The sequence below is a fragment of the Brachybacterium sp. AOP24-D1-21 genome (genome assembly GCF_052378665.1).
GTDB lineage: Bacteria > Actinomycetota > Actinomycetes > Actinomycetales > Dermabacteraceae > Brachybacterium.
Genome location: NZ_JBQSXX010000001.1, coordinates 1,198,286 through 1,219,989, shown reverse-complemented (window position 1 = coordinate 1,219,989; position 21,704 = coordinate 1,198,286). Strand labels below are relative to the sequence as shown.

At 70.9% G+C, this 21,704-nt stretch carries 15 protein-coding genes and 1 pseudogene; 14 read left to right on the top strand and 2 right to left on the bottom strand.

From position 1 onward, the window contains the following. Positions 1-10: 10 nt before the first annotated feature. Positions 11-3,619 (bottom strand): hypothetical protein, encoded by a 3,609-nt coding sequence (locus ACT3UF_RS05445; protein ID WP_444598819.1) that lies wholly within the window; start codon positions 3,617-3,619, stop codon positions 11-13. 382 nt (positions 3,620-4,001) lie between these two features. Continuing rightward, on the bottom strand, positions 4,002-4,835 hold the full coding sequence (locus ACT3UF_RS05440) for an aldo/keto reductase (RefSeq protein ID WP_441445367.1): 834 nt from the start codon (positions 4,833-4,835) through the stop codon (positions 4,002-4,004). On the opposite strand from ACT3UF_RS05440, the pseudogene ACT3UF_RS05435 reads away from it, so the two are divergent. The 14 genes and pseudogenes from ACT3UF_RS05435 to ACT3UF_RS05370 form a co-directional block, all read left to right on the top strand. Next, positions 4,828-5,388: pseudogene (locus ACT3UF_RS05435) on the top strand (LssY C-terminal domain-containing protein); the annotation flags it as partial. The gene ACT3UF_RS05440 and the pseudogene ACT3UF_RS05435 overlap by 8 nt on opposite strands. Positions 5,389-5,416: 28 nt before the next feature. After that, the gene (locus tag ACT3UF_RS05430; RefSeq protein ID WP_444502152.1) at positions 5,417-6,586 is read left to right on the top strand and encodes an LssY C-terminal domain-containing protein; all 1,170 of its coding nucleotides are present in this window, start codon (positions 5,417-5,419) and stop codon (positions 6,584-6,586) included. Positions 6,587-6,682: 96 nt separating this feature from the next. Beyond that, positions 6,683-8,143 carry an APC family permease gene (locus ACT3UF_RS05425; protein ID WP_442331899.1) on the top strand — a complete coding sequence of 487 codons (1,461 nt, stop codon included), beginning with the start codon at positions 6,683-6,685 and terminating at the stop codon, positions 8,141-8,143. A gap of 152 nt (positions 8,144-8,295) precedes the next feature. Continuing rightward, positions 8,296-8,709 (top strand): universal stress protein, encoded by a 414-nt coding sequence (locus tag ACT3UF_RS05420; RefSeq protein WP_441445370.1) that lies wholly within the window; start codon positions 8,296-8,298, stop codon positions 8,707-8,709. Between the two features lie 212 nt (positions 8,710-8,921). Further along, a complete protein-coding gene (locus ACT3UF_RS05415) occupies positions 8,922-11,537 on the top strand; it encodes an alkaline phosphatase PhoX (RefSeq protein ID WP_442331900.1) in 2,616 nt (871 codons plus the stop codon). Between the two features lie 284 nt (positions 11,538-11,821). Continuing rightward, on the top strand, positions 11,822-14,938 hold the full coding sequence (locus tag ACT3UF_RS05410) for a DUF4040 family protein (RefSeq protein WP_441445372.1): 3,117 nt from the start codon (positions 11,822-11,824) through the stop codon (positions 14,936-14,938). Further along, positions 14,935-15,267, top strand: coding sequence for a sodium:proton antiporter (locus ACT3UF_RS05405; protein WP_441445373.1), 333 nt, complete (start codon positions 14,935-14,937; stop codon positions 15,265-15,267). Before ACT3UF_RS05410 ends, ACT3UF_RS05405 begins: the two co-directional genes overlap by 4 nt. Then, positions 15,264-16,802 carry a monovalent cation/H+ antiporter subunit D family protein gene (locus ACT3UF_RS05400; protein ID WP_441445374.1) on the top strand — a complete coding sequence of 513 codons (1,539 nt, stop codon included), beginning with the start codon at positions 15,264-15,266 and terminating at the stop codon, positions 16,800-16,802. Before ACT3UF_RS05405 ends, ACT3UF_RS05400 begins: the two co-directional genes overlap by 4 nt. After that, complete coding sequence (locus ACT3UF_RS05395) at positions 16,802-17,299, top strand: Na+/H+ antiporter subunit E (protein WP_441445375.1); 498 nt, start codon at positions 16,802-16,804, stop codon at positions 17,297-17,299. Before ACT3UF_RS05400 ends, ACT3UF_RS05395 begins: the two co-directional genes overlap by 1 nt. Beyond that, on the top strand, positions 17,296-17,556 hold the full coding sequence (locus ACT3UF_RS05390; RefSeq protein ID WP_441445376.1) for a monovalent cation/H+ antiporter complex subunit F: 261 nt from the start codon (positions 17,296-17,298) through the stop codon (positions 17,554-17,556). The genes ACT3UF_RS05395 and ACT3UF_RS05390 overlap by 4 nt, the downstream gene beginning before the upstream one ends. After that, complete coding sequence (locus ACT3UF_RS05385) at positions 17,553-17,948, top strand: cation:proton antiporter (protein WP_441445377.1); 396 nt, start codon at positions 17,553-17,555, stop codon at positions 17,946-17,948. Before ACT3UF_RS05390 ends, ACT3UF_RS05385 begins: the two co-directional genes overlap by 4 nt. A gap of 51 nt (positions 17,949-17,999) precedes the next feature. After that, positions 18,000-18,839: a PhzF family phenazine biosynthesis protein gene (locus tag ACT3UF_RS05380; RefSeq protein ID WP_441445378.1), complete on the top strand. Its 840-nt coding sequence runs from the start codon at positions 18,000-18,002 to the stop codon at positions 18,837-18,839. A 66-nt stretch (positions 18,840-18,905) separates the two neighbouring features. Beyond that, positions 18,906-21,149, top strand: coding sequence for a dipeptidyl-peptidase 5 (locus ACT3UF_RS05375; protein ID WP_441445379.1), 2,244 nt, complete (start codon positions 18,906-18,908; stop codon positions 21,147-21,149). After that, positions 21,146-21,679: a hypothetical protein gene (locus ACT3UF_RS05370; protein WP_441445380.1), complete on the top strand. Its 534-nt coding sequence runs from the start codon at positions 21,146-21,148 to the stop codon at positions 21,677-21,679. The genes ACT3UF_RS05375 and ACT3UF_RS05370 overlap by 4 nt, the downstream gene beginning before the upstream one ends. The last annotated feature ends 25 nt before the right edge of the window (positions 21,680-21,704 follow it).

Genomic DNA, 21,704 nt, shown 5'->3' with positions numbered 1-21,704 from the left:
GCGGTGGCGTTCAGACCATCTCGTTGTGCAGGATGTCCTCCTGCCGGTCTTCTTCGTGGCAGGTGACGGCGAAGACCCGCAGCGTCGAGTCCGTGGAGTGCCCGCCCGCCCACAGCTTCTGGCCTTCGTTCAGGCTGCTCGTGGGCGTGTCGGGCAGCAGCAGGCGGAAGTCACGGCACTGGTCGAATCCGTACACCGAGTCCCGGTACTCGATCGTGATCCCGTCGGCGTCCTCCGTGCCGCTCGCCGGCGAGGTGCGCGTGAACTCTGCCAGCTCCAGCGCATAGGTGGTCTCGTCGATCTGTTCACCGACCTCGAAACGGCCCTCGAACTCGGCCACGAACCGGACGCCCGCGCCCATCTCGGAGTCATGGTAGGTCCCGGTGAAGGTGCCGTCGGCGCCCATCTCGTAGCTCGTCCCCCAGGCGCCCGCACCGGAGGAGAACACGAAGGTCTTCCCCTCGAGCTCGGCGAGCATCTCGGCGCCGTCATCGCTGAAGTCCGGCTCGGGGATCTCCGGCTCGTAGGTCTCCGGGTCCAGATCCTCCGGGTAGGAGTACTCCCACAGGATCGTCTCCGCGACGGTCTCGGTGGAGAAGGTCTCGTCGACCACAGTGACCTCGAGCGGCACACCCGCGGTCTCGAGCGCCGTGAGCACGCCGGGGAACACCGCCAGCTCGCGCTCGAGGTCGAGCCCGACCGTGAAGGAGCCCTCGAGGCCGAGGTAGCGCCGACCCTTCGTGGTCAGTGTGAGGTCGTCGTCGGCGGCCTTCCCGGCTGTGGCGTCCGGATCGGCGAGGGAGAAGGAGCTGCCGTCCGATGCCGAGAACTCGCCCTCGGCCGTCGCCTCCGCCGTGGGAGTCGCGGAATACCCGAGCGAGATCGTCTTGTACAGGGTCAGGGTCGGCTCCACGGCGAGGGACGCGGTGGCCGTCGCGCTCGCCGTCCCGGACATCGTCGTGGCCAGACCGGTGTCCAGCGCGGACAGCGGCGTGATCCCGGTGCTGCGCTGCAGGGTGAGGCCACCCTCCACGGATCCGGAGAACGTGCTGGTCAGGTCGAACTCACCGGTCGCGTTGAGTGAGATGCGGGGGGTGAGGGTGACGTCCCCGTCGAGGGTGACGGGGACCGGTCCGAGGAAGAACGTGGTCCGGGCGAGCGGGAGGTGCGCGTCGAACTCGTCGTCGACCGTGGAGATGTCGCCTTTCGCGCTGCCGCTGAGCCCGACGGACATCTCCGCCGAGCCCAGGAGGGAGGTGCTCATCGTCCAGTCGCTCTCGAACAGGGAGCCGGCCGTGGTCAGCACCCCGCCGATCTGCTCCGTGGCGTCGTCCTCGAGGACCTGGATCGTGTTCAGGAAGTGGACCGCGTCGAGACCCACGGCGATCGCGCCCTCGGGCTTGTACTCGGCGCTGTACGCGATTCGCACCCCCAGCTTCGCCTCGCACGTCACGGAGAGGTCGAGCTCCGCCGAACCGCTCAGCGACCACAGTCCGTCCGACGAGGTGCCCTTGCCCTCCTCGGCAGCCAGCGGGATCGATTCGAGCTCCTCGTCGCAGCTGTGCGCGAGCAGGCCGTAGGTCTCGTCGGTCGCGATCTCCCGCGGCTCCCCGGCCGAACCGTCCATGCGCGGGAAGGTCGGCCGGGCGGGCGCGATGCCCGGGAACGCCGGGTCGACGGGGCCGGCGCCCGTCACACCGGCGGGGACCGTCGCCCCGGCACCGACACCGCCTATCCCGCCGACGGGGCCGACGGGGACGGCACCGGGGGCCGGGGTGGTGAGGGGCTGCTCAGCACCGTCGGTGCCTCGCTGCACGATCTCGTCCGAGTCCCCACGGTCGAGGACCTCGTCGAACTCACCCTGCAGGATCACGTTGCCCAAGGTGGCGGGCCCGAGGATCGTGAGCCAGCGGCCCTGCTCGTAGCGGAGCGCGAGCACCTGCCCGAGCGTGCCGCCGGGGAGACCGTCGGAGGCACCTGCGACGATCACGTCGCCGATCCCGTAGCCGGGTGCCTCCGCGGAGGAGAGGACCGCCGCGCTCTCCTGCGTCATCCCGGCCGTGGCCTCGGGGGTGAGGATCTGCGCCTGCGGGGAGAGGACCAGGGCGTCGTCCGACGGGACGGTCACGGTGCCGTCCCAGGTCGCGGTCGCCGTGGCGCCGCCGACGTCGGTCGCGGTGACCGTGATCTCCAACGGACCGCTCTGCGCGGGGATGATGTCCTGGTGCCAGGTGCCGCCGTTCCCATCGAGGCGGAGCGGCGCGCTCGGCGTGACCTCCTCGCCGTTCACCGCCACGGCGATCGAGGCGATCCGGTGGGGTGCACGGAACGTCCCCTCGATGCGGACGATCCCGTGCTCGGCATCGATCGCGCCGCCGGGGAAGGAGTCCATCGTCACGGTGACGTCCTCGCCGCGGTCGACCTCCTGCGGCTGCACGATCGCGACGGGCAGGAACTCCGCCTGCGCGTCCACGTCGGCGGTGAGCTGAGGGTCCTCCGCGGAGACGATCACCAGCTCGCCGGCGCGCTCGGCATCCGCGGTCACGGCCGTGCCGCGGTGGCGGGCGTTGTCGTCATAGGTGCTGGTGATGGTGCCGGCGCTGCCGGATCCCGGGGAGAGCAGGCCGATCACGGCGGTGGCGTGCACAGCACCGAGATCCGCCTGCGCAGGAGTGCCGCCGGTGAACTCGAGCTGCTGCGGAGCCTGCGAGGACACTCCCATCACGGCACCGGCCGTCGTGGAGTCGACCTCGGCACCGGGAGGAGCCGTGGCGTCGGCGGCGGTCACATAGCCGATCACATCGATCTCGAGGTCCCCGGGGCTCGCGGCGGAGAGGCTGACGGCATCGTCGACGGTGCTGAGCACCGTGGTGGTGGTCGAGCTGCCCTGAGGGAAGTGCAGCACCTGATCGGAGAGCGTCACGGCCGTCGGCGCCGCGAAGGTGGCGGTGATCCGGGCCAGGGCATGGGGCGTGCCCTGGGGCACGGCGAAGCCGCCCACGTAGACGTCCTGCGCAGCGGTGAGGTCATCCGTGCCGATCCCGGCCTCCGTGCTCACGACCTGCACGGCCGCGGGCAGCAGCCGCAGCGATCCGGCCGTCTCGGCGCCGCCGTCGAAGAGCGCCAGGACCTCGAGGTGCACCGCGACGGGGGAGGAGGACTCCACGGTGATGACACCGTCCCTCACCGCGACGAAGGACGTGGCGGAGAGCGGACCGGTCCCGCCCGCAGCGGTGAGCACGGCGGAGCCCCGCTCCGAGAGCACGACGTCCTCGGCGGGGTCGATGGTGATGCGGGCGAGGGCGGTGCGGTCCACGCCCGCCTCGGCGACCCGCACCTCGGTGGTGCCGGCGGCGAGCTCCTGCTCGATGCCGGAGGACTCGATGCCGGACGAGCCGGTGCCGGGCGAGCCGGTGCCGGAGGAGCCGTCGGAATCGGAGGGATCGGCCCCGGAGATCTCAGTGGCGCCCATGTCCGCGGCGGCGTCCGACTGACGCAGCCACGGCACCCCCACGACGACCGCGCCGATCACCAGTGCGAGGGCCGCGACCGCCGCCGTGATGATCAGAGCCGTGCGCCGCGGCCTGCCCCTGCCCTGGCCTGCTTCGACCCCGTCCACGACGCTTCCCCCTCATATCGACTCCGAACTCGGCTCACTGTAGCCGAGGCGCAGGCCACGTCAGGATCCGGCGGCGAGCGACGCGGGAGCTGGGCCGGTCACGTGCGAGCCCGCGCCCCGCGCCGCGCGCCGGCCGGGCCCCCGCCGCGCGCCGGCCGGGCCCCCGCCGCGCCGCGTCCCGCTGGGTCCCTGCGCCGGGGAGCCGGGGGCCGGGACGATCCCGGGAGGTGGCGGATAGGCGCACGCTCTTCCTATATACGAAGAGCGTGCGCTCATCCGCCAGCTACTGTTCGGTCACCTAGGGGGAGGCCGCAGCGGGCGTGGTCACTTCGGGGAAGGCCAGCGCGGGGGAGGCGCCCAGGCACCCCCGTCCCGCCGGGCCTCAGGCGGTCTTGGTGGCCGGGTCCGCGCCGCCGCGGCCGTCCTCGCGGTCGAGCGCGTCGATCGCGGCGACCTCGTCGGCGCTGAGGTCCACCTGCGCCGCGGCGAGGTTCTCCACGATGCGGGACGGCGTGACCGACTTCGGGATGGTCACGAAGCCGTGCGCGAGATGCCAGGCCAGCACCGCCTGTGCGGGTGTCACGCCGTGCGCGGCGGCGATCGAGGTGATCGTCTCGTTCTCGAGCAGATCGGACTTGCCCTGGCCGAGCGGCCCCCAGCCCTGGGTGAGGATGCCGTGCTCGGCGTGCAGCGCGCGCAGGTCTCGCTGCTGGAAGTAGGGGTGCAGCTCGATCTGGTGGATCGCGGGGACCACGCCGGTCGCCTCGATGATCTCCTCGAGCTGCGGGCGAGGATGGTTGGAGACGCCGATCGAGCGCACCAGGCCGCGCTCCTTCAGCGCGATCAGCGCCTTCCACGCCTCGACGTACCGGCCCTGCGCGGGCACGGCCCAGTGCACCAGGTAGAGGTCGAGGTAGTCGAGGCCGAGCCGCTCGAGCGAGGCCTCGCAGGCCGCGATCGCGTCGTCGTAGGCGTGGGAGTCGTTCCACAGCTTGGTGGTGATGAACAGGTCCTCACGGGCGATCCCGGACTCGGCGACGGCGCGGCCCACGCCCTCCTCGTTGTCGTACGCCCGGGCGGTGTCGATGTGGCGGTACCCGGCGGTCAGGGCCTGCGCGGTGACGTCGGCCGCGATGTCCGGATCGACCTTGAACACGCCGTAGCCGAGCTGGGGGATCGAGTGGCCGTCGTGGAACGGCAGCGAGGCGATGGTCATGGGTTCCTCCTGGGAAGTCGCGGACCGCTCAACCTTACGATGGGCCCATGAGCTCGTGGAGCACAGCGACCGCCCCGTGGACGCCGACGCGGACCGGTGCGCCCCGATGACCCCGGCGCGCGCCTCGCGCCTGATCCCGCTGGACCGTCCGGTCCCGCGGGAGCCCCCCGTCTACGACCATCCGCGAGGGCACACCCCGGCCGGTCCCCGGTTCGAGCTGTACGCGCTGCTGGACAACCTGTTCATCGCCGCGGGCGTGGTGGTGTCCCTGTGGCTGGCGCTGCTGTACCTGGTCGAGGGCGTCTCCCTGACCCCAGTGCGGCTGCTGTACCTGCTGGGGTTCTGGGTGCTGCTGACCTACATCACGCTGCCGCGCCTGCATCAGCTGATGACGTGGATCTACCTGCCGGACTACTTCTTCGGCCGCACCCGCACCACCGAGGGGGTGCTCTCGGACCCGATCAATCTGGCCTTCGACGGCTCCGAGCGGGACCTGCACGTGGCGATGCGCCGGGCAGGCTGGGTGCTCGCCGAGGAGCGGACCCTCTCCTCGGCCTGGTCGATGGTCCTCGGCCTGGTCGATGGTGCGCTCGACGCTGCTGCGCCGCTCCTATCCGGCCGCGCCCGTCTCGGACCTGTACCTGATGGGCCGGCGTCACGACTTCACGTATCAGCAGGAGGTGGGCGGCACCACCACCAAGCGCCATCACGTGCGCTTCTGGCGGATGCCGAAGGACTTCGTGCTGCCGGGCGGGTACCGCGCGGACTGGCTCGCCGCAGGCACCTACGACCGTGCCGTGGGCTTCTCCTTCTTCACCCTGCAGATCACTCACCGCATCGACGAGAACATCGACGTCGAGCGCGACTACGTCGTCGACACGGTGCGCTTCGCGGATCCGCAGATCGAGGTGGAGGTGATCGAGGAGTTCTCCGCCGCCTATCACCACCGCAACGGGCAGGGGGACCGGATCCGCACCGACGGCGACCTGCCGGTGCTCGACGTGGGGGGCGCGGCCGCGCGCTCCGACGGGGCGAGCGCCATGATGCTGGCCCGCCACCGGCCCACCGGCACCTCGGTGATGAAGTCCCGTGCCCGCGCCGCGACCCAGTCGGCTCTGGCCGCGGCCCGCCTGGGGGCACCGGCGGGCAGGCGCACCGACGTCGCCGACGAGCTGACCGCCCAGTGGCAGGAGACGGTCGACGACTTCCACGAGGTCATCGCCCGCGCCTCCGATCACCATCTGCCGCCGCCCACCGTGGTCTTCACGGGCCTGCTGGTGCTGCTGCAGGCGGTGCTGGTGGGGGTGCAGTGGGTGTCGATGCTCACCGGCACGGATCTGCCGGCCCTGTTCCGGGATCTGGCGCTGGTGCTGCCGGCCGCGGAGGAGATCGCTCTCGCCACCGCGTTCGCGGCCGGCCTGCTGGTGCTCCAGATCGGGGTGCTGCGCCGCAGCCGCTGGGCACGCATCGCGCTGATGGCGCTGTTCACCGCCGATGCCTTCGCGCGTCTGGCCGTGGCCACGTCGATGAGCGGCGAGGTCTCCCATGCGCTGCTGGTGGGGGCGGGAGCCTCCGCCCTGGGCGTGATGGCGATCAGCTCCGACGCCTCGCGCCAGTGGGTGCAGACCCTGCGCCTGGACTCCCACAGCTCCGAGGCCGATGAGGCCGACGAGGAGACCGACGAGCGGACGTCGGAGACGCTGGTCGGTGCCGGCGATCCCCCGACTGTGAGCACGGTCACCCAGGAGTAGAGTGCGTGCACCGTCGTGCGGGGTTCCCCCGTCCGGGCCATCCGTCGGCCCCGGGCGTCCCCGCCGCCGGCTCCGCACTCTCCCCTGGAGGACCCCATGAGCGAGTCGAGCCCGACCGCCCCCGAACCGGCCGCCGACGCCGGCGGCCCGAGCACCGACCAGCCGGAGCTGAAGAAGGCGATCACGCCCAAGCTGCTGCTGCTGTTCATCGTCGGCGACATCCTCGGCACCGGCGTGTACGCACTGACCGGCAAGGTCGCGGGCGAGGTCGGCGGCGCCGGCTGGCTGCCGATCATCATCGCCTTCGCCGTCGCGATGGTCTCGGCGCTGTCCTACGTCGAGATGGTCACCAAGTACCCGCAGGCGGCCGGGGCGGCGCTGTACGTGCACAAGGCCTTCGGCATCCACTTCGTCACCTTCATGGTGACCTTCGCGGTGCTCTCCTCGGGCATCACCTCGGCGTCGACCAGCTCCATCTTCCTGGCAGAGAACGTGCTGAAGGCCTTCCAGCTGGAGGAGAGCCTGGGCGATGCCTCCTTCGGGACGGCCACGATCATCGCGCTGGTGTTCCTGGCCCTGGTCGCCTGCATCAACATGTACGGCGTCTCGGAGTCGGTGAAGGCCAACGTGGTGCTCACCCTCATCGAGCTGACCGGCCTGATGCTCGTGGTGCTGGTGGGATTCTTCGCGATCGGCCAGGGCAAGGCGGACTTCTCCCGCGTGATCCTGTTCGAGACGGCGGGGGACAAGAGCCTGTTCATGGCGATCATCGGCGCGACGGCGCTCGCGTTCTTCTCGATGGTGGGCTTCGAGGACTCGGTGAACATGGCCGAAGAGACCGTCGATCCGGTGAAGAACTTCCCGAAGGCCCTGATCGGCGGCCTCTCCATCACCGGGCTGGTCTACGTGCTGATCTCCGTGATCGCCGTGGCCGTGGTCCCGATCGGTCAGCTCACCGAGGCGAGCACCCCGCTGCTGACGGTGGTCGAGGTGGGTGCCCCCGGCATCCCGATCGACACGATCTTCGCATTCATCTCGATCTTCGCGGTCGCCAACACCGTGCTGATCAACATGATGATGGCCTCGCGCCTGCTCTACGGCATGTCGAAGCAGGGCGTGCTGCCCGGCTTCCTCAAGGGCGTCCTGCGCGGCCGCCGCACTCCCTGGGCCGGCATCATCTTCTCCACCGTGCTCGCCTTCGCCCTGGTGCTCTCGGTGCGCTATGTGCTCGCCGAGGAGACGATCGCAGCTCTCGGCGGCACCACCGCGCTGCTGCTGCTGACGGTCTTCGGGATGGTCAACATCTCCGTGCTGGTGCTGCGCAAGGACAAGGTCGGAGTGCCTCATTTCCGCACCCCCACGGTGCTCCCGATCGTCGGCGCGATCACCTCCTTCGCTCTGGTGACCCCGCTCGCGCAGCCCCTGCAGAACTACGTCATCGCAGGTGGTCTGCTCGCGATCGGGTTGCTGCTGTACATCGTCACCTGGTTCTACAACAGCGCAGTCAGGGCCCGCCGCACCCGCTTCCACCAGCCCGATGACATCGGGAAACCCTGACCCGGTCGGCCTGCCCGCCCGGCTCTCACACCCGCCCGCCCGGCTCTCACACCCGCCCGCCCGGCTCTCACACCCGCCCGCCCGGCTCTCACACCCGCCCGCCCGGCTCTCACACCCGCCCGCCCGACCCTGTTTCCCCCGAGGGAGAATCCATGACCACCATCCTGCTGGCCTACGTTCCCAGTGCCACCAGCGAGGCCGCGCTCGCCTATGCCGTTCAGGAGGCGAAGCGACGCGACGCCTCGCTGCTGGTGCTCGCCTCCGAGCGGGCCCCGGACCCCCGCAAGGCCCGTGGCGTCACGGATCAGCGCCCGCTCGACGAGCGCCTGGCGGAGACCGGCCTGGAGTACGAGCTGCGCACCGTCCCCAAGCGTGACGATCCGGCCGATGACATCCTCGACGCGATCGAGCACGACAGCGTGATCCTGGTGGTGCTCGGGATCCGCCGGCGCACCCCGATCGGGAAGATCCTGCTGGGCTCCACCTCCCAGCGGGTCGCGATCGAATCCCCGGTGCCCGTGGTGCTGGTCAAACCCGAGGGGTTCGTCGCACCGTCCCGCTTCTGAGGGGCTCCCGGCGCGCCGCCGACGTGCTTCTGACGCGCTTCTGACGCACTCGTGACGCACTGCCGGGCCAGCACCGGCGTCGTCTGCTGTGAGCCCAGAGTTCACTCTGGCGTCGTGGACTCGTGAACCGTCCCTCACTTTGCTGTCGCATCGTCGACCCTGCTCGCCGCCCGCTGGCGGTGAGCGAACGATCGACAGCAAAGGACCTCCTGATGGCTCTCATCGACCTCCCGCTGCTCATGAAGGATCATGTCCGGGGCAAACGCTCGCCGGTGACCTGTGCGCTGAAGTGCGGCAACCAGTGCGCACTCGGCCCGTGCAACCACAGCGACAACCCGAGCTTCCGCGACATCGTCTCCTCCGCGATCTCGCGTCGCGCGATGCTCGGCGGGACCACCGCCGCGATCGCCATCGGCGTCGCCGGCACCCAGGGAGCCCTCGCCGCTCCGCAGGGCGCCGCCCCCGCACTCGGCACTGCCCCTGCGCTGGCCCCGGGCGGAACCCCGCTGGACTTCACCGCGATCGAGTCCGTCGCCTCCGATGTCGACGAGTTCACGGTTCCCGAGGGCTTCGAGTGGCACCCCGTCATCCGCTGGGGAGATCCGCTGTTCTCCGACGCGCCCGCCTTCGACTGGGATGCCCAGAGCGCTGAGGCGCAGAAGCGTCAGTTCGGCTACAACAACGACTACACCGAGATCCAGGAGATCCCGGGCTCGGACGGCCTGCGCGCGGTGATGTTCGTGAACCACGAGTACACGAACGAGAACATCATGTTCCCCGCAGGCACCTCCGAGGAGGACATGATCGAGATCGGCATGGCAGCCCACGGGCTGACCGTGGTCGAGCTCGAACGGGAGAGCCGCAAGGCGCCCTACACCTACGTCATCGACGGGGAGCTGAACCGCCGCCTCACCTTCGACGACGACTTCGAGATGACCGGCGCCGCCGCCGGCTCCGAGCTGCTGGTCACCCAGGACGACCCCACCGGCACCCTGGTCAAGGGCACGCTCAACAACTGCGCCGGCGGCCTGACCCCGTGGGGCACTCTGCTCACCGGCGAGGAGAACTTCCACCAGTACTTCGTCACCCCCGGCAGCGAGACCGATCAGCGCTACGGCATCGGCACCGAGGCCACCCAGCGCAAGTGGGAGACCCGCCACCCCCGCTTCGACACCCGCATCGAGGGCTACGAGAACGAGGCGAACCGCTACGGCTGGATCGTCGAGGTCGACCCCTGGGACCCCACCTCCACACCGAAGAAGCACTCGGCCCTGGGCCGCTTCAAGCACGAGGGCGCGAACGTCCGCATCGCCGAGGACGGCCGCGCGGTCGCCTACTCCGGCGACGACGAGGTCTTCGACTATCTGTACAAGTTCGTCTCCCGCGACACCTACGTCGAGGGCGACCGCGCACACAACATGACCCTGCTGTCCGAGGGCGACCTCTACGTCGCCGCCTTCACCGCCACCTCGCCGGAGGAGATCGACGGCTCCGGCGATCTCCCCGCCGACGGCGCCTTCGACGGCGGCGGCAGCTGGATCCCGCTGGTCCAGGACGGCGAGTCGCAGGTCGAGGACATGAGCGTCGAGGAGGTGCTGGTCTTCACCCGTCTCGCGGCGGACAAGGTCGGCGCCACCAAGATGGACCGCCCGGAGGATGTCGAGCCCTCGCCGACCACCGGCCTGGTCTACGTCGCCCTGACCAAGAACTCCGACCGCGGCGGCGAGGGCGAGGCCCCGGCCGACGAGATGAACCCGCGCTCGAACAACCGAGACGGCCATGTCATCGAGATGGACGAGCTGGGCGATCCCACCAGCACCGAGTTCGGCTGGAAGATCCTGCTGCTGTGCGGCGATCCCGAGCAGATCGACACCACCTACTTCTCGGGCTTCCCCCGGGACCAGGTCTCACCGATCTCCTGCCCGGACAACCTCGCCTTCGACTCGGTGGGGAACCTGTGGATCTCCACCGACGGCCAGCCCGGCAGCATCGGCAAGAACGACGGCCTGTTCCGCGTCACCCTCGAGGGGGAGTCCCGGGGCCGGGTCGAGCAGTTCCTCGCCGTCCCCCGCGACGCCGAGACCTGCGGTCCCGTGATCCGCGACCAGGATCGCACCGCCTTCGTGGCGGTGCAGCACCCGGGGGAGAACGGCGAGTACGGCGCCCACACCTCGTTCTTCCCCGACTTCGACGGCACCGGCCCGAAGCCCGCCGTCGTCCAGGTGCTGCCGACGGTCCAGGAGCCCGAGCATCCCTTCACCGACATGGGTCCCGGCGATGAGCACTACGAGTCGGTGCTGTGGGCCTTCGAGAACGGCATCGCCAAGGGCTGGACGGAGGCGGACGGCACCGCCACCTTCCGCCCGCTGCAGCCGGTCAACCGTGACGCGATGGCCGCCTTCCTCTACCGCCTGGCGGGATCGCCCGAGGTGGACCTCCCCCGCAGCGAGCCCTTCACGGACGTCAGGAAGGGCCAGGCCCACTACACGGAGATCATCTGGGCCTTCCAGCAGGGCATCACGACCGGCTGGTCCGATCGCACGTTCCGCCCCACGCAGCCCATCGCGCGTGACGCCATGGCCGCGTTCGTGTACCGCTACGCCGGCTCGCCCGATGTGCCCCGGCCCACCGAGCGTCCCTTCAAGGACGTCCCGGAGAGCAGCCAGTACGCGGCCGAGATCGCCTGGCTGCAGGAGGAGGGCATCACCAAGGGCTGGTGGGACGGCACCTATCGCCCGCTGTCCCCGATGAACCGCGACGCCACCGCGGCCTTCCTGCACCGTCTCGAGGAGGAGCAGGGCATCGCGTTCATGAGCCAGGCCGACTGATCACCCCGGGCGGCGGGCGGGACATGTCGCCACCGGAGATCTGGCTCTGGTGAACGTGGTGAGCAGCAACGAAGCGCGCCGGACGGATCGGAGCCGCGGTGACGTTCACCACGCGAAGCCCGCGCCGATGACCATGAGGCGGGCCGCTGAGGCTTATTTCTCTCGCGCGTGCGCGCGATCGCCCGGCGGCGGACGGGGAGCGGGACCGAGTTGGGGAGGTCAGGAGAACTCGCTAGGATCCCCAGCATGACCCGCCACGATGCCTCCGACCGCTTCGGGCCGGGGTGCTGACGGTGTCGGTGCTGTGGACCCTGCTGATCCTAGTCGCGACTGTCGCGCTCACCCCGGTCCTGGACCGGGCCTTCGGCCGGTCCGCCTGCTGGATCCTCGCCGGGCTCTACCTCGTGGCCGCGGCGGCACTGGTCCCCGCGGCCGCCGCTGTGCTCAGCGGGACCTCCGATGACTCGCTGACCACCTTCTCGGTCCCCTGGGCCGGGCAATGGGGCATCGACTTCGCCCTCAAGGCAGACGGCATCGGCATCGTCTTCGCGATGATCGCCCTGGTCATCGGCGCCGTGGTGCTCGCGTACTCGGCCCGCTACCTCGACCCCGGCCGCCAGCTCAGCTTCTCCCTGGTGATGGCCGTGTTCACGCTGTCGATGGTGGGGCTGGTCCTCGCCGACGATCTCGTGCTGCTGTTCGTGACCTGGGAACTGACCTCGATCGCGTCCTTCCTCCTGATCGCCCGCTCCGGCCGCGGGGGCCAGGCCGCCTCGATGCGCACCCTGCTGATCACCTTCCTCGGCGGCCTCGCGCTGCTGACCGCGGTCTCGCTGATGGTCCTGCGCCTGGGCACCTCCTCGGTGAGCGAGGTGCTCGCCGCCGACGTCTGGTCGACGGACCCGGCGTTCACCACCCTCGTCGCCGTGCTGGTCGCGATCGCGGCGTGCACGAAGTCGGCCCAGTTCCCCTTCCATGTGTGGCTGCCCGACGCCATGGCTGCGGCGACCCCGGTCTCCGCCTACCTCCACGCCGCCGCCGTCGTGAAGGCGGGCATCTTCCTGCTGCTGCGCTTCAGCCCGGCGTTCCATGACGTGATCGCGTGGAACGTCCTGCTGATCACCGCCGGTCTCGTCACCGCCTTCGTCGGCGGATTCCTGGCCCTGCAGCAGCCCGACCTCAAGAAGCTCATGGCCTATTCGACGGTCAGCCAGCTGGGCCTGATCGTCACCCTGATCGGTGTGGGCACGGACGCCGCGATCCTCGCGGCGGTGCTCCACACCATCGCGCACGCCCTGTTCAAGTCCGGGCTGTTCATGATGGTCGGGGTGATCGACCACGCCGTCCACACCCGGGAGCTGCGCCGGATGCCGGCCCTGGCCCGCGCGATGCCCGGTTCCTTCGTGATCACCCTGCTGGGCTGCATGTCCATGGCCGGACTGCCCCCGATGCTCGGCTTCGCCTCCAAGGAGTCGCTGCTGACCGGAGCCCTCTCCACCCAGGGCCCCGCCTGGACGGGCTGGGTGGTCGCCCTCGGCATCGCCGGTGCGAGCGTCCTGACCTTCGCCTACTGCGCGAAGATCGTGCTGGGCGCGTTCATCGACGGCCGCGACGAGACGGCGCTGGCGCGGGACGACGCCGCCGCGGCGGCCGCCGCTCGGGACGATGCCGGTTCTGCACAGGCAGACACCGAGCCTGCAGGCACCGCGCCGAGCGGCACCGACCCGGCGGGCGCGATCATCCGGCCGGCCGACGCGCACCGACCCGGCGCGCTGCTGCTGTGGCCGGCCGCGCTGCCGATCCTCGCGGGCCTGCCCCTCGCGTTCTTCGTCGGCGTGCTGGACACCCCGGTGGGCCGGGCGATGGAGGCGGCCCTCGGCGGCGAGCACCACCCCCACCTCGCGCTGTGGCACGGCCTCACCCCGGAGCTGGGCATCACCCTGGCCGTGATCGCGGCCGGCACCCTGCTCGCCCTGGGCCGTCGGCGCCTGCTGCCTGCGCTCGAGGCGCGTCCCTTCCCGATCGACGGCGCCCGCATCCTGACCGCGGTGGACACCCTGGCCGAACGCGTCGCGCGGGTGCTGGTGCGGCCAATCGCCTCGGACGATCCGATGCGCCACCTGGGCGCGATCCTGGTCGCCTTCGCGGCCGTCGTCCTCGGCGCCCTGGCGGTCCTGGGCGACGGGCTCGCCCCGTTGACCGAGGGCATGAACCAGCCCCTCGACGTCGTCCTGCTGGTGCTGATGACCGCAGCCGTCATCACGCTGTGCACGCGCCACGACCGGCTCGGCGCCGCCGTCACGCTCTCCGCGATCGGAATCCTCGCCACCGTGCAGATCCTGGTGCTGGGCGCCCCGGACGTCGCCCTGACCCAGCTGCTGGTCGAGTCGCTGACGATCATCATCATCATGCTCGTCCTGCAGCGCCTGCCGCGGAACTTCCTCGCCACCTCGCGTCCCCGCCGGCGCGGTGCACTGGCCGTCGCCGTGCTGGTGGGCCTCGCGAGCGGTGCCGGGATGTTCCTGTTCATGGGCCGGCGCGGTCGCAGCGACGTCGCGGAGTACTACATCGCGAACGCCGAGGAGATCACGGGCGGGCACAACATCGTCAACGTGATCCTGGTGGAGTTCCGTGCCCTGGACACCCTCGGCGAGCTGTCCGTGCTGGGGATGGCCGGCGTCGCGATCGTCGCGGTGATCTCCAGCGTGCGCCACCGGTTCATCGACCCCTCGGAGAGCGCCGACGCCGAAGCGGCCGACGAGGTCGAGCACGGTCCGGCCCTGCGAGAGGAGGGCACCTCCGCGCATCGCGCGATCCGCTCCGCCTGGGGCAACGCCGCAGCCCTGCAGCTCATGGTGCGAGTGACCGCTCCGATCCTCGCGCTCATCTCGGCCGTGCTGTTCCTGCGCGGTCACAACGCCCCGGGAGGCGGCTTCATCGCCGCCCTGGTCGGCTCCGCGATCGTGGCCCTGCTGTACCTGTCCACCTCGAGGGACCGTCAGATCGGCCCGCCCCGCCTGCCGCTGATCCTCATCGGCGGAGGCGTCGTCACAGCGCTCGGCGCCGGCTTCATGGGGTACGTCGAGGGCGGCTTCCTCGAGCCGCTGCACGGCTACGTGCTGGGGGTGCACCTGACCACCTCGATGATCTTCGACGTCGGCGTCTACCTGGCCGTGCTGGGACTGGTGATGATCGCGGTGAACCTGCTGGGAGCGAGCGCGACGGGCGGCACGCCGCCCGCCGAGGGCACCCGCGAGCGCACCGATGAGGCGGTGGAGGGCGAGCTCCCCGGACCGCTCGAGACCACCCGTGGGGAGCCCGCTCCCCGTCGCCGCCGGGTCGGGGTGGCCACCGCGCACCTCAACACCGGCACCGAGCCGAAGGAGGTCGGCCGCCGATGATCCTCAGCCTCACCGTGGCCGTCCTCGTGACCGGCGGTGTCTACCTGCTGCTCCAGCGCAACATGGTGCGCGCCGTCTTCGGCATCACCCTGCTCAGCCATGCGGCGAACTTCGTGCTGCTGGCCTCCGGGGTCCCCGGATGGCGCGCCGAGCCGCTCACCGACATCTCATCCCGCGCCGACATGGCAGATCCGCTGCCCCAGGCCTTCGTCCTGACGGCCATCGTCATCACCATGGCGGTCACCATCTTCATGCTGACCCTGGCTGTGATCGGACGCGATGACGACATGGCCCAGCACCCGTCGACCGGGGAGTCCCGAGACCAATGATCCCTGCCGTCGACCCCGCCCTGCTGCCGCTGTTCGTGGTGGTCCCCCTGCTGGGGGCCGCGATCCTGGTGGTCCTCCGGCGCCCTGTGATCGAACGCGTGCTGCTGCTCGCGGTCCCCGTGCTGCTCGGCGCCGCAGCGGTGTGGCTCCTGCTGTTCCACCAGCGCGTGCCGGTGATCTCCCACGCCGTCGGCGGATTCTCCGACGTGCTGGCGATCCCCTTCGTGTCCGATTCGGCCAGTGCCGTGATGCTGCTGGTCACGGCAGTCTCCACGCTCGCCGCGAGCGCGTTCCTGCTGATGACGGGCGAGTCTCGCTACCGCTTCGTGCCCCCGCTGGTGCTGCTGCTGACCGCCGGGGTCAACGGCGCGCTGCTCACCGGCGACCTGTTCAACCTGTTCGTGTGGGTCGAGGTCATGCTGATGCCCTCCTACGCGCTCATCGCCGTGACCGGCACCTGGCGCCGACTCGGCATCGGACGGCTGTTCGTCCTGGTCAACCTGCTCACCTCGACCGTGCTGCTGATCGGCGTGGGCTTCGTGTACGGGACCGCGGGCACCGTGAACCTCGCCGAGCTGGCCGGGGCCGGCAGCGAGGACCCGATGACCGCGGCCGCACTCGCCGTGGTGCTGCTGGCCCTTGCGGTCAAGGGCGGCATGGTCCCCGTGCACTCCTGGCTGCCGCGCGCCTACCCGGCGACCTCGGGCGGGATCATGGCTCTGTTCTCCGCGCTGCACACCAAGGTGGCGCTGTACGCGATGTACCGCATCGTCTCGGTGACGTTCTCCGAGGGCATGCCGTTCCTCGCGGTGCTCGCCGTCCTGGTGATCACGACCATCCTCGTCGGCGCGTTCTCCACCGCCGCCTCGTCCCGCCTGCGCACCGCGATGGGCCATCAGATGGTGGCCGGAGTCGGCCACATCCTGCTGGGCCTGGTGCTGTTCACCCAGCTCTCGCTCACCGCGGGGCTGCTCTACCTGGTCCACCACGTGCTGACGATGTCGGCGCTGCTGCTGACCACCGGGGCGATCGAGCACACCTACGGATCCGGCCGTCTCGAGCATCTCTCGGGACTCGCCCGGCGCGACCCCTGGGTGATCGCGATCCTCGCCCTGGGCCTGTTCAGCCTCGTGGGGCTGCCGCCCACGTCGGGCCTGTGGGGCAAGATCGGCCTGCTCGGGGCCTCCGCCGAGCAGGCATCGACCGGGGACGTCGTCCTCGGCTGGGCCGCGATCCTCGCGGTGCTGGCAGCCTCCGTGGGATCCCTGCTGGGACTGCAGCGCCTGTGGCGCCGTATCGCCTGGGGAGATGACATGACCACCTACCGGCCCGACGACGCGCAGACCGGACGCGGCGCCGAGGTGCCGCTGCCGGCCGAGGTGCGGGTGCCGTGGCGGCTCGCGCTGCCGGGCGCGGTGATGATGGCGCTGTCGCTCGCGATGTTCGTCGGCATCGGACTGCTGCTGACCGTCTTCGACACGGCCGCGATCGGTCTGCTCGACGTCGACGCCTACGTGGAAGCGGTGAAGAGCTGATGATGCGCCTGTGGTACGCGGCGAGCTACGTGCTCTGGATCCTCGTCGAGATCGTCAAGGGCTCGTTCGGCGTCGCCCGCGGCGTCTACAGCCCGGCCACCCGCAGCTCGCCCGCGATCGTGGAGTACTCGCTGCGCTGCACCACCGACGTCGAGATTGTCGCCATGGCCTCCTCGATCACGATCACTCCCGGCACGCTCGTGGTCGGCACAGCCCACGGCACCCTGGAGGAGGGGCCCAGCCTGTTCGTGCACGCGCTCTTCGCCGAGTCGCGCGAGCAGATCCTCGCCGACCTCAGCGAGATGGAGGACCGGCTGCTGCGCGCCACCCGCGGCCGGGGCGGGGCGGATGCGACCCTGCAGCCGCTGCGCGGCGGCACCGCTGACGAGCGCTATGCCGACGGTCGGATGGCACGCCACGTCCATGAGGGCGACGGGCGCGATGCGCGCAGGACACCGGGGCCATCGCGCTCCACCGATCGGGAGGAGAAGCGATGAGCGTGGTTCTATGGCTGACCGTCGTCCTGCTGGCGGCGACGATCCTGGTGGGCCTGTTCCGGGTCGCCACCGCGCCCGATCCCGCCAGCCGCGCGGTGGTCGGTGACCTCGTCTTCTTCTCCGCCATCGGCGTGATCGTCCTGGTGGGCCTGTTCAAGGAGTCCGCGGCCGCAGTGGACGCAGCGCTCATCGCCTCGGTGCTGGGGATCCTGGCCACCGTGGCGCTCGCGCGGATCCTCACCAGGGGGCGTCGATGATGGCCGTGCTCGATATCGCGATGACAGTGCTGATCGCCGTGCTACTGCTCGGGGGCGGGTTCTGGATGCTCACCTCGGCACTGTCGATGTTCCAGGCACGGGACTCGCTGTCCCGGATCAACGTGCTCTCCCCGGCGACGGGCCTGGGCCTGCCGATGATCGTGGTCGGTGCATTCCTGCAGCACACCCGCACCGACGGATTCGCAGCAGACATGCTGGTCAAGACGATCATCACCGTCATCGCCCTGATCATCGTCTCCTCGGTCGCCTCGAACGTGCTCTCACGCGCCGCGTATCTGTCGGGGTCCCCGGTCGATCCGCGCACCGCTCCGCAGGATCTCGAACGGGCTCCGGGCGAGGGAGAGCAGACGCCCCACAACGACGACCGCTGAGCCCGCGGACGTGGATCCCTCCGCAGACCACAGGAGGGCAGGATGGGGCCCATGCCGACCTCGTCCCGCCGCTCCTTCGTCCAGCTCGACGTCTTCGCCTCCCGCCCCCTGCGCGGCAACCCGCTGGCGGTGGTGCTCGACGCAGAGGGGCTGACCACCGAGGACATGCAGCGCCTGGCACGCTGGACGAACCTCTCGGAGACCACGTTCCTGCTGCCGCCCACCGTGCCCGACGCCGATTACCGGGTGCGGATCTTCACCCCCACCGGTGAGCTGCCCTTCGCCGGACACCCCACCCTGGGCACGGCGCGGGCCTGGCTGCACGCCGGGGGCGAGCCGGCGGGGGAGCGGATCGTCCAGGAGTGCGGAGCAGGGCTCATCCAGGTGCGGCGCGACGATGACCACCTGGCCTTCGCCGCTCCACCGCTGCGGCGCAGCGGGCGGCTCGAGGAATCCGACGTGCAGCAGATCGCCGCAGCCCTCGGCCTCGAACCCTCTGCGGTGCGCGACCACACCTGGGCGGACAACGGCCCGGGCTGGCGGGTGATCGAACTGGCCACTGCCGCTCAGGTGCTCTCGCTCGTCCCGGACTTCTCCCTGCTCGCCGAGTGGAAGGTCGGAGTGATGGGGTGGTATGAGGGCTCCGACGGACCCCGCTACGAAGTCCGGGCCTTCGCCCCCGGCGGCATCGAGGACCCGGTGACCGGGAGCCTCAACGCCGGCATCGCGCAGTGGCTGGTCGCTCGGGGTGAGGCTCCCGAGCGGTGGACGGTCGCGCAGGGCACGGTGCTGGACCGCGAGGGACGCCTCGAGGTGCAGGTCGAGGCCGACGGCACGATCTGGATCGGGGGCGACACCGTGCTCACGGTGACCGGCTCGATCCTGCTCTGAGGCATCGGCGCCGCTCCTCCGGGCGTTGAGGAGGTCCCGAGCGGCTCCAGTGCATACCCTGGGCCCATGGTGACCACACTCCCGTACGGTTCCTGGCCCTCGCCCATCACCGCCGAGCTCCTCGCGACCGGCGGCACCCGACTGGGCGCCCCGCGCCTGGTCGGCGATGCCGTGTGGTGGACGGAGGGTATCGCGACCGAGGGCGGCCGCCAGGCGATCGTGCGCACGGCCGGGCCGGTCGCGCTCCCGCAGCCCGGCGGCCGCACCGCGGTCGCGAGCACGGCGGTCGACGATGCCGAGGAGCACCGCCCCGCAGACCCCGTCACGGTGCTGCCCGCCCCCTTCAACGCCCGCTCCCGCGTGCATGAGTACGGCGGCGCGAGCTGGACCGTGGTGCCCGAGGACCCCAGCGACGAGAGCCCCAGCACCGAGGGCTCCAGCGCCGAGGGCTCCCCGCTGGTCGTCTTCGTGAACTTCGAGGATCAGCGGGTCTACGCCCTGCGCGAGGGCGAGCAGCCCCGCCCGCTCACCCCCGTCGGCCCCGAGGTCGAATCCGCCCAGGGCCCCTCCCTGCGCTGGGCCGACCCCACGCCGGTCACCCTCCCGGACGGCACCGCCGAGGTCTGGTGGATCTGCGAGGACCACACCGGCGGCGAGGCCGGACCGCGCACGGGAGAGGACGGCGCCCCGCACATCGAGCGATACGTCGCCGCGGTGCCGCTGGACGGCTCCGCCGCCGAGGACCGCTCGGCACTGCGCCGCGTCACCCCGTCCTCCCGCTTCGTCGCGCACGCCCGCCTCAGCCCGCGCGGTGACCAGGTGGCCTGGATCAGCTGGGAGCACCCGCAGATGCCGTGGGACGGCACCGAGCTGCACCTCGCCCCGCTCATCAACGGCAGCGCCGGCGAGGGCGAGATCATCGCAGGGGGCATCGAGACATCCGTCCTGCAGCCCGAATGGCTGGATGACCAGCGACTGATGTTCCTCTCCGACGCGACCGGCTGGTGGAACCCCTGGGTGTGGTCGGCCGACGGAGGCTCCCGCCAGGTGATCGAGCTGGATGTGGAGTTCGCGAGCGCCATGTGGGGGCTCGGCACCACCTGGTACCAGGTGCTCGACGCCGACCGTGCCCTGGTGCAGCACGGCCGGGCGGCGACCGCATTGTCGGTGCTGCGGCTCAGCACCGCAGAGCTGAGCCCGCTCGAGGTGCCGCTCACCCAGATCTCCGCCGCCGAGCTGCGGGCCGACGGCCTGCTGGTGCTCGCCGGTGCCTCTCCGACCCAGTTCGCCGCGATCCATATCGCGCACCTGGACCTCGGCGACGGAGCGGCGACGCAGCACTCTCCGTCGGGCTCAGACCCGTCGGTCGCGGACCCGTCGGTCCTGGCCTCACCCGCCCCGTCGGCACCGACCCTGTCGCCGACGTCCGCGCTGCGCTCCTCGCGCAGCGACGCCCCCGATCCCGCGCTGCTGCCGCACGCGGAGAGCATCGAGGTGCCGTTGCCCGGCGGTGGCGTGGTCCACGCGATCGTCCACCGCCCCCGGCAACAGGGCTTCTCCGGCCGGGAGGGCGAGCTGCCGCCGTTCATCGCGCAGGTCCACGGCGGGCCCACCGCCCATGTCCCGCCGGTGCTCTCGCTGCCCATCGCCTACTACACCTCTCGCGGCCTCGGCGTGGTGGTGGTCAACTACGGCGGCTCCACCGGCTACGGCCGCGAGTACCGCGACCGCCTGCGCGGGCAGTGGGGAGTGGTCGACGTGCAGGACACCGTCGCCGTGATGGAGCACCTCGTCGCCGAGGGCATCGCCGACGGGGCCCGGCTCGCGATCGAGGGCGGCAGCGCCGGCGGGTGGACCACGCTCGCCTGCCTCACCCGCACCGACACCTTCGCCGCGGGCGTCTCCAGCTTCGGCGTCGCCGAGCTCGAGAAGTTCCGCATGGACACCCACGACTTCGAGTCCCGGTACATCGACGGGCTGGTCGGCCCCTATCCCGAGCGGCGCGACCTCTACGTCGAGCGCGCCCCGCTGAGCCACGTCGACGAGCTCGAGGTGCCGGTGCTGCTGCTCCAGGGCGAGGAGGATCGGATCGTCCCGCCCAGCCAGTCGGAGCTGTTCCGTGACGCGCTCGCCGCCAAGGGCATCCCGCACGCATATCTGCTGTTCGCGGGCGAGCAGCACGGGTTCCGCCGGGCGGAGACGATCATCCGCGCCACCGAGGCGTCGCTGTCGTTCTACGGGCAGGTCCTGGGCTTCAGCCCGACCTGCGTGCCGGTGCTCGAGCTGCAGCGGGACGGGGGTCAGCGATGAACGCTCTGGCGAACGGCTCGAAGCGCACGGTGCATCCCGTCGATCAGCCGCTCAAGCCCGCGACCGCGCTGGTGATCACCTCGGTGCTGATGGTGCTTGCGCTGGCCGGCACCTACCTGCTCACGATGCTGCCCACCGACGACGCCGCCGAGAAGATGATGACCGGAGAGATCGCGCCGCAGCTCATCGTGACCGCGGTGATCGCGTTGGTGCTCGTGGTGGGCATGCTCGGGCTGGGGCTGGCGTCCTTCGTGCTCGCCATCGTGGTGGTGGTCAAGGGCGGCGGGAAGCTGCGCCTCGGTGCCGGGCTGATGATCGCCGCGTCCCTCTTCGGGCTCTTCATCTCCTTCTCCGTCTCCGGGGACACCTCGCAGCTCCCTGATGCTGCGGTCGCCGTATCGAACGTCTTCTCGGTCCTCGAGGTGATCGTCGAGGTGATCCGGGGCGTGGTGATGATCGCGGGAGTCGTGATCCTGATCCTCGGGATCCGCGAGGTGCGTCGCGAGCGGGCGGAGCTCCCGGCCCGCTGAGCGCTGCCGCACGGCGCCCACCGAG

Coding starts and splice junctions, on each gene's coding strand:
- ACT3UF_RS05390 (WP_441445376.1), top strand. CDS start 17,296: ATGAGCGTGGTTCTATGGCTGACCGTCGTCCTGCTGGCGGCGACGATC.
- ACT3UF_RS05420 (WP_441445370.1), top strand. CDS start 8,296: ATGACCACCATCCTGCTGGCCTACGTTCCCAGTGCCACCAGCGAGGCC.
- ACT3UF_RS05405 (WP_441445373.1), top strand. CDS start 14,935: ATGATCCTCAGCCTCACCGTGGCCGTCCTCGTGACCGGCGGTGTCTAC.
- ACT3UF_RS05415 (WP_442331900.1), top strand. CDS start 8,922: ATGGCTCTCATCGACCTCCCGCTGCTCATGAAGGATCATGTCCGGGGC.
- ACT3UF_RS05370 (WP_441445380.1), top strand. CDS start 21,146: ATGAACGCTCTGGCGAACGGCTCGAAGCGCACGGTGCATCCCGTCGAT.
- ACT3UF_RS05385 (WP_441445377.1), top strand. CDS start 17,553: ATGATGGCCGTGCTCGATATCGCGATGACAGTGCTGATCGCCGTGCTA.
- ACT3UF_RS05375 (WP_441445379.1), top strand. CDS start 18,906: ATGGTGACCACACTCCCGTACGGTTCCTGGCCCTCGCCCATCACCGCC.
- ACT3UF_RS05380 (WP_441445378.1), top strand. CDS start 18,000: ATGCCGACCTCGTCCCGCCGCTCCTTCGTCCAGCTCGACGTCTTCGCC.
- ACT3UF_RS05430 (WP_444502152.1), top strand. CDS start 5,417: ATGGTGCGCTCGACGCTGCTGCGCCGCTCCTATCCGGCCGCGCCCGTC.
- ACT3UF_RS05425 (WP_442331899.1), top strand. CDS start 6,683: ATGAGCGAGTCGAGCCCGACCGCCCCCGAACCGGCCGCCGACGCCGGC.
- ACT3UF_RS05395 (WP_441445375.1), top strand. CDS start 16,802: ATGATGCGCCTGTGGTACGCGGCGAGCTACGTGCTCTGGATCCTCGTC.
- ACT3UF_RS05400 (WP_441445374.1), top strand. CDS start 15,264: ATGATCCCTGCCGTCGACCCCGCCCTGCTGCCGCTGTTCGTGGTGGTC.
- ACT3UF_RS05440 (WP_441445367.1), bottom strand. CDS start 4,835: ATGACCATCGCCTCGCTGCCGTTCCACGACGGCCACTCGATCCCCCAG.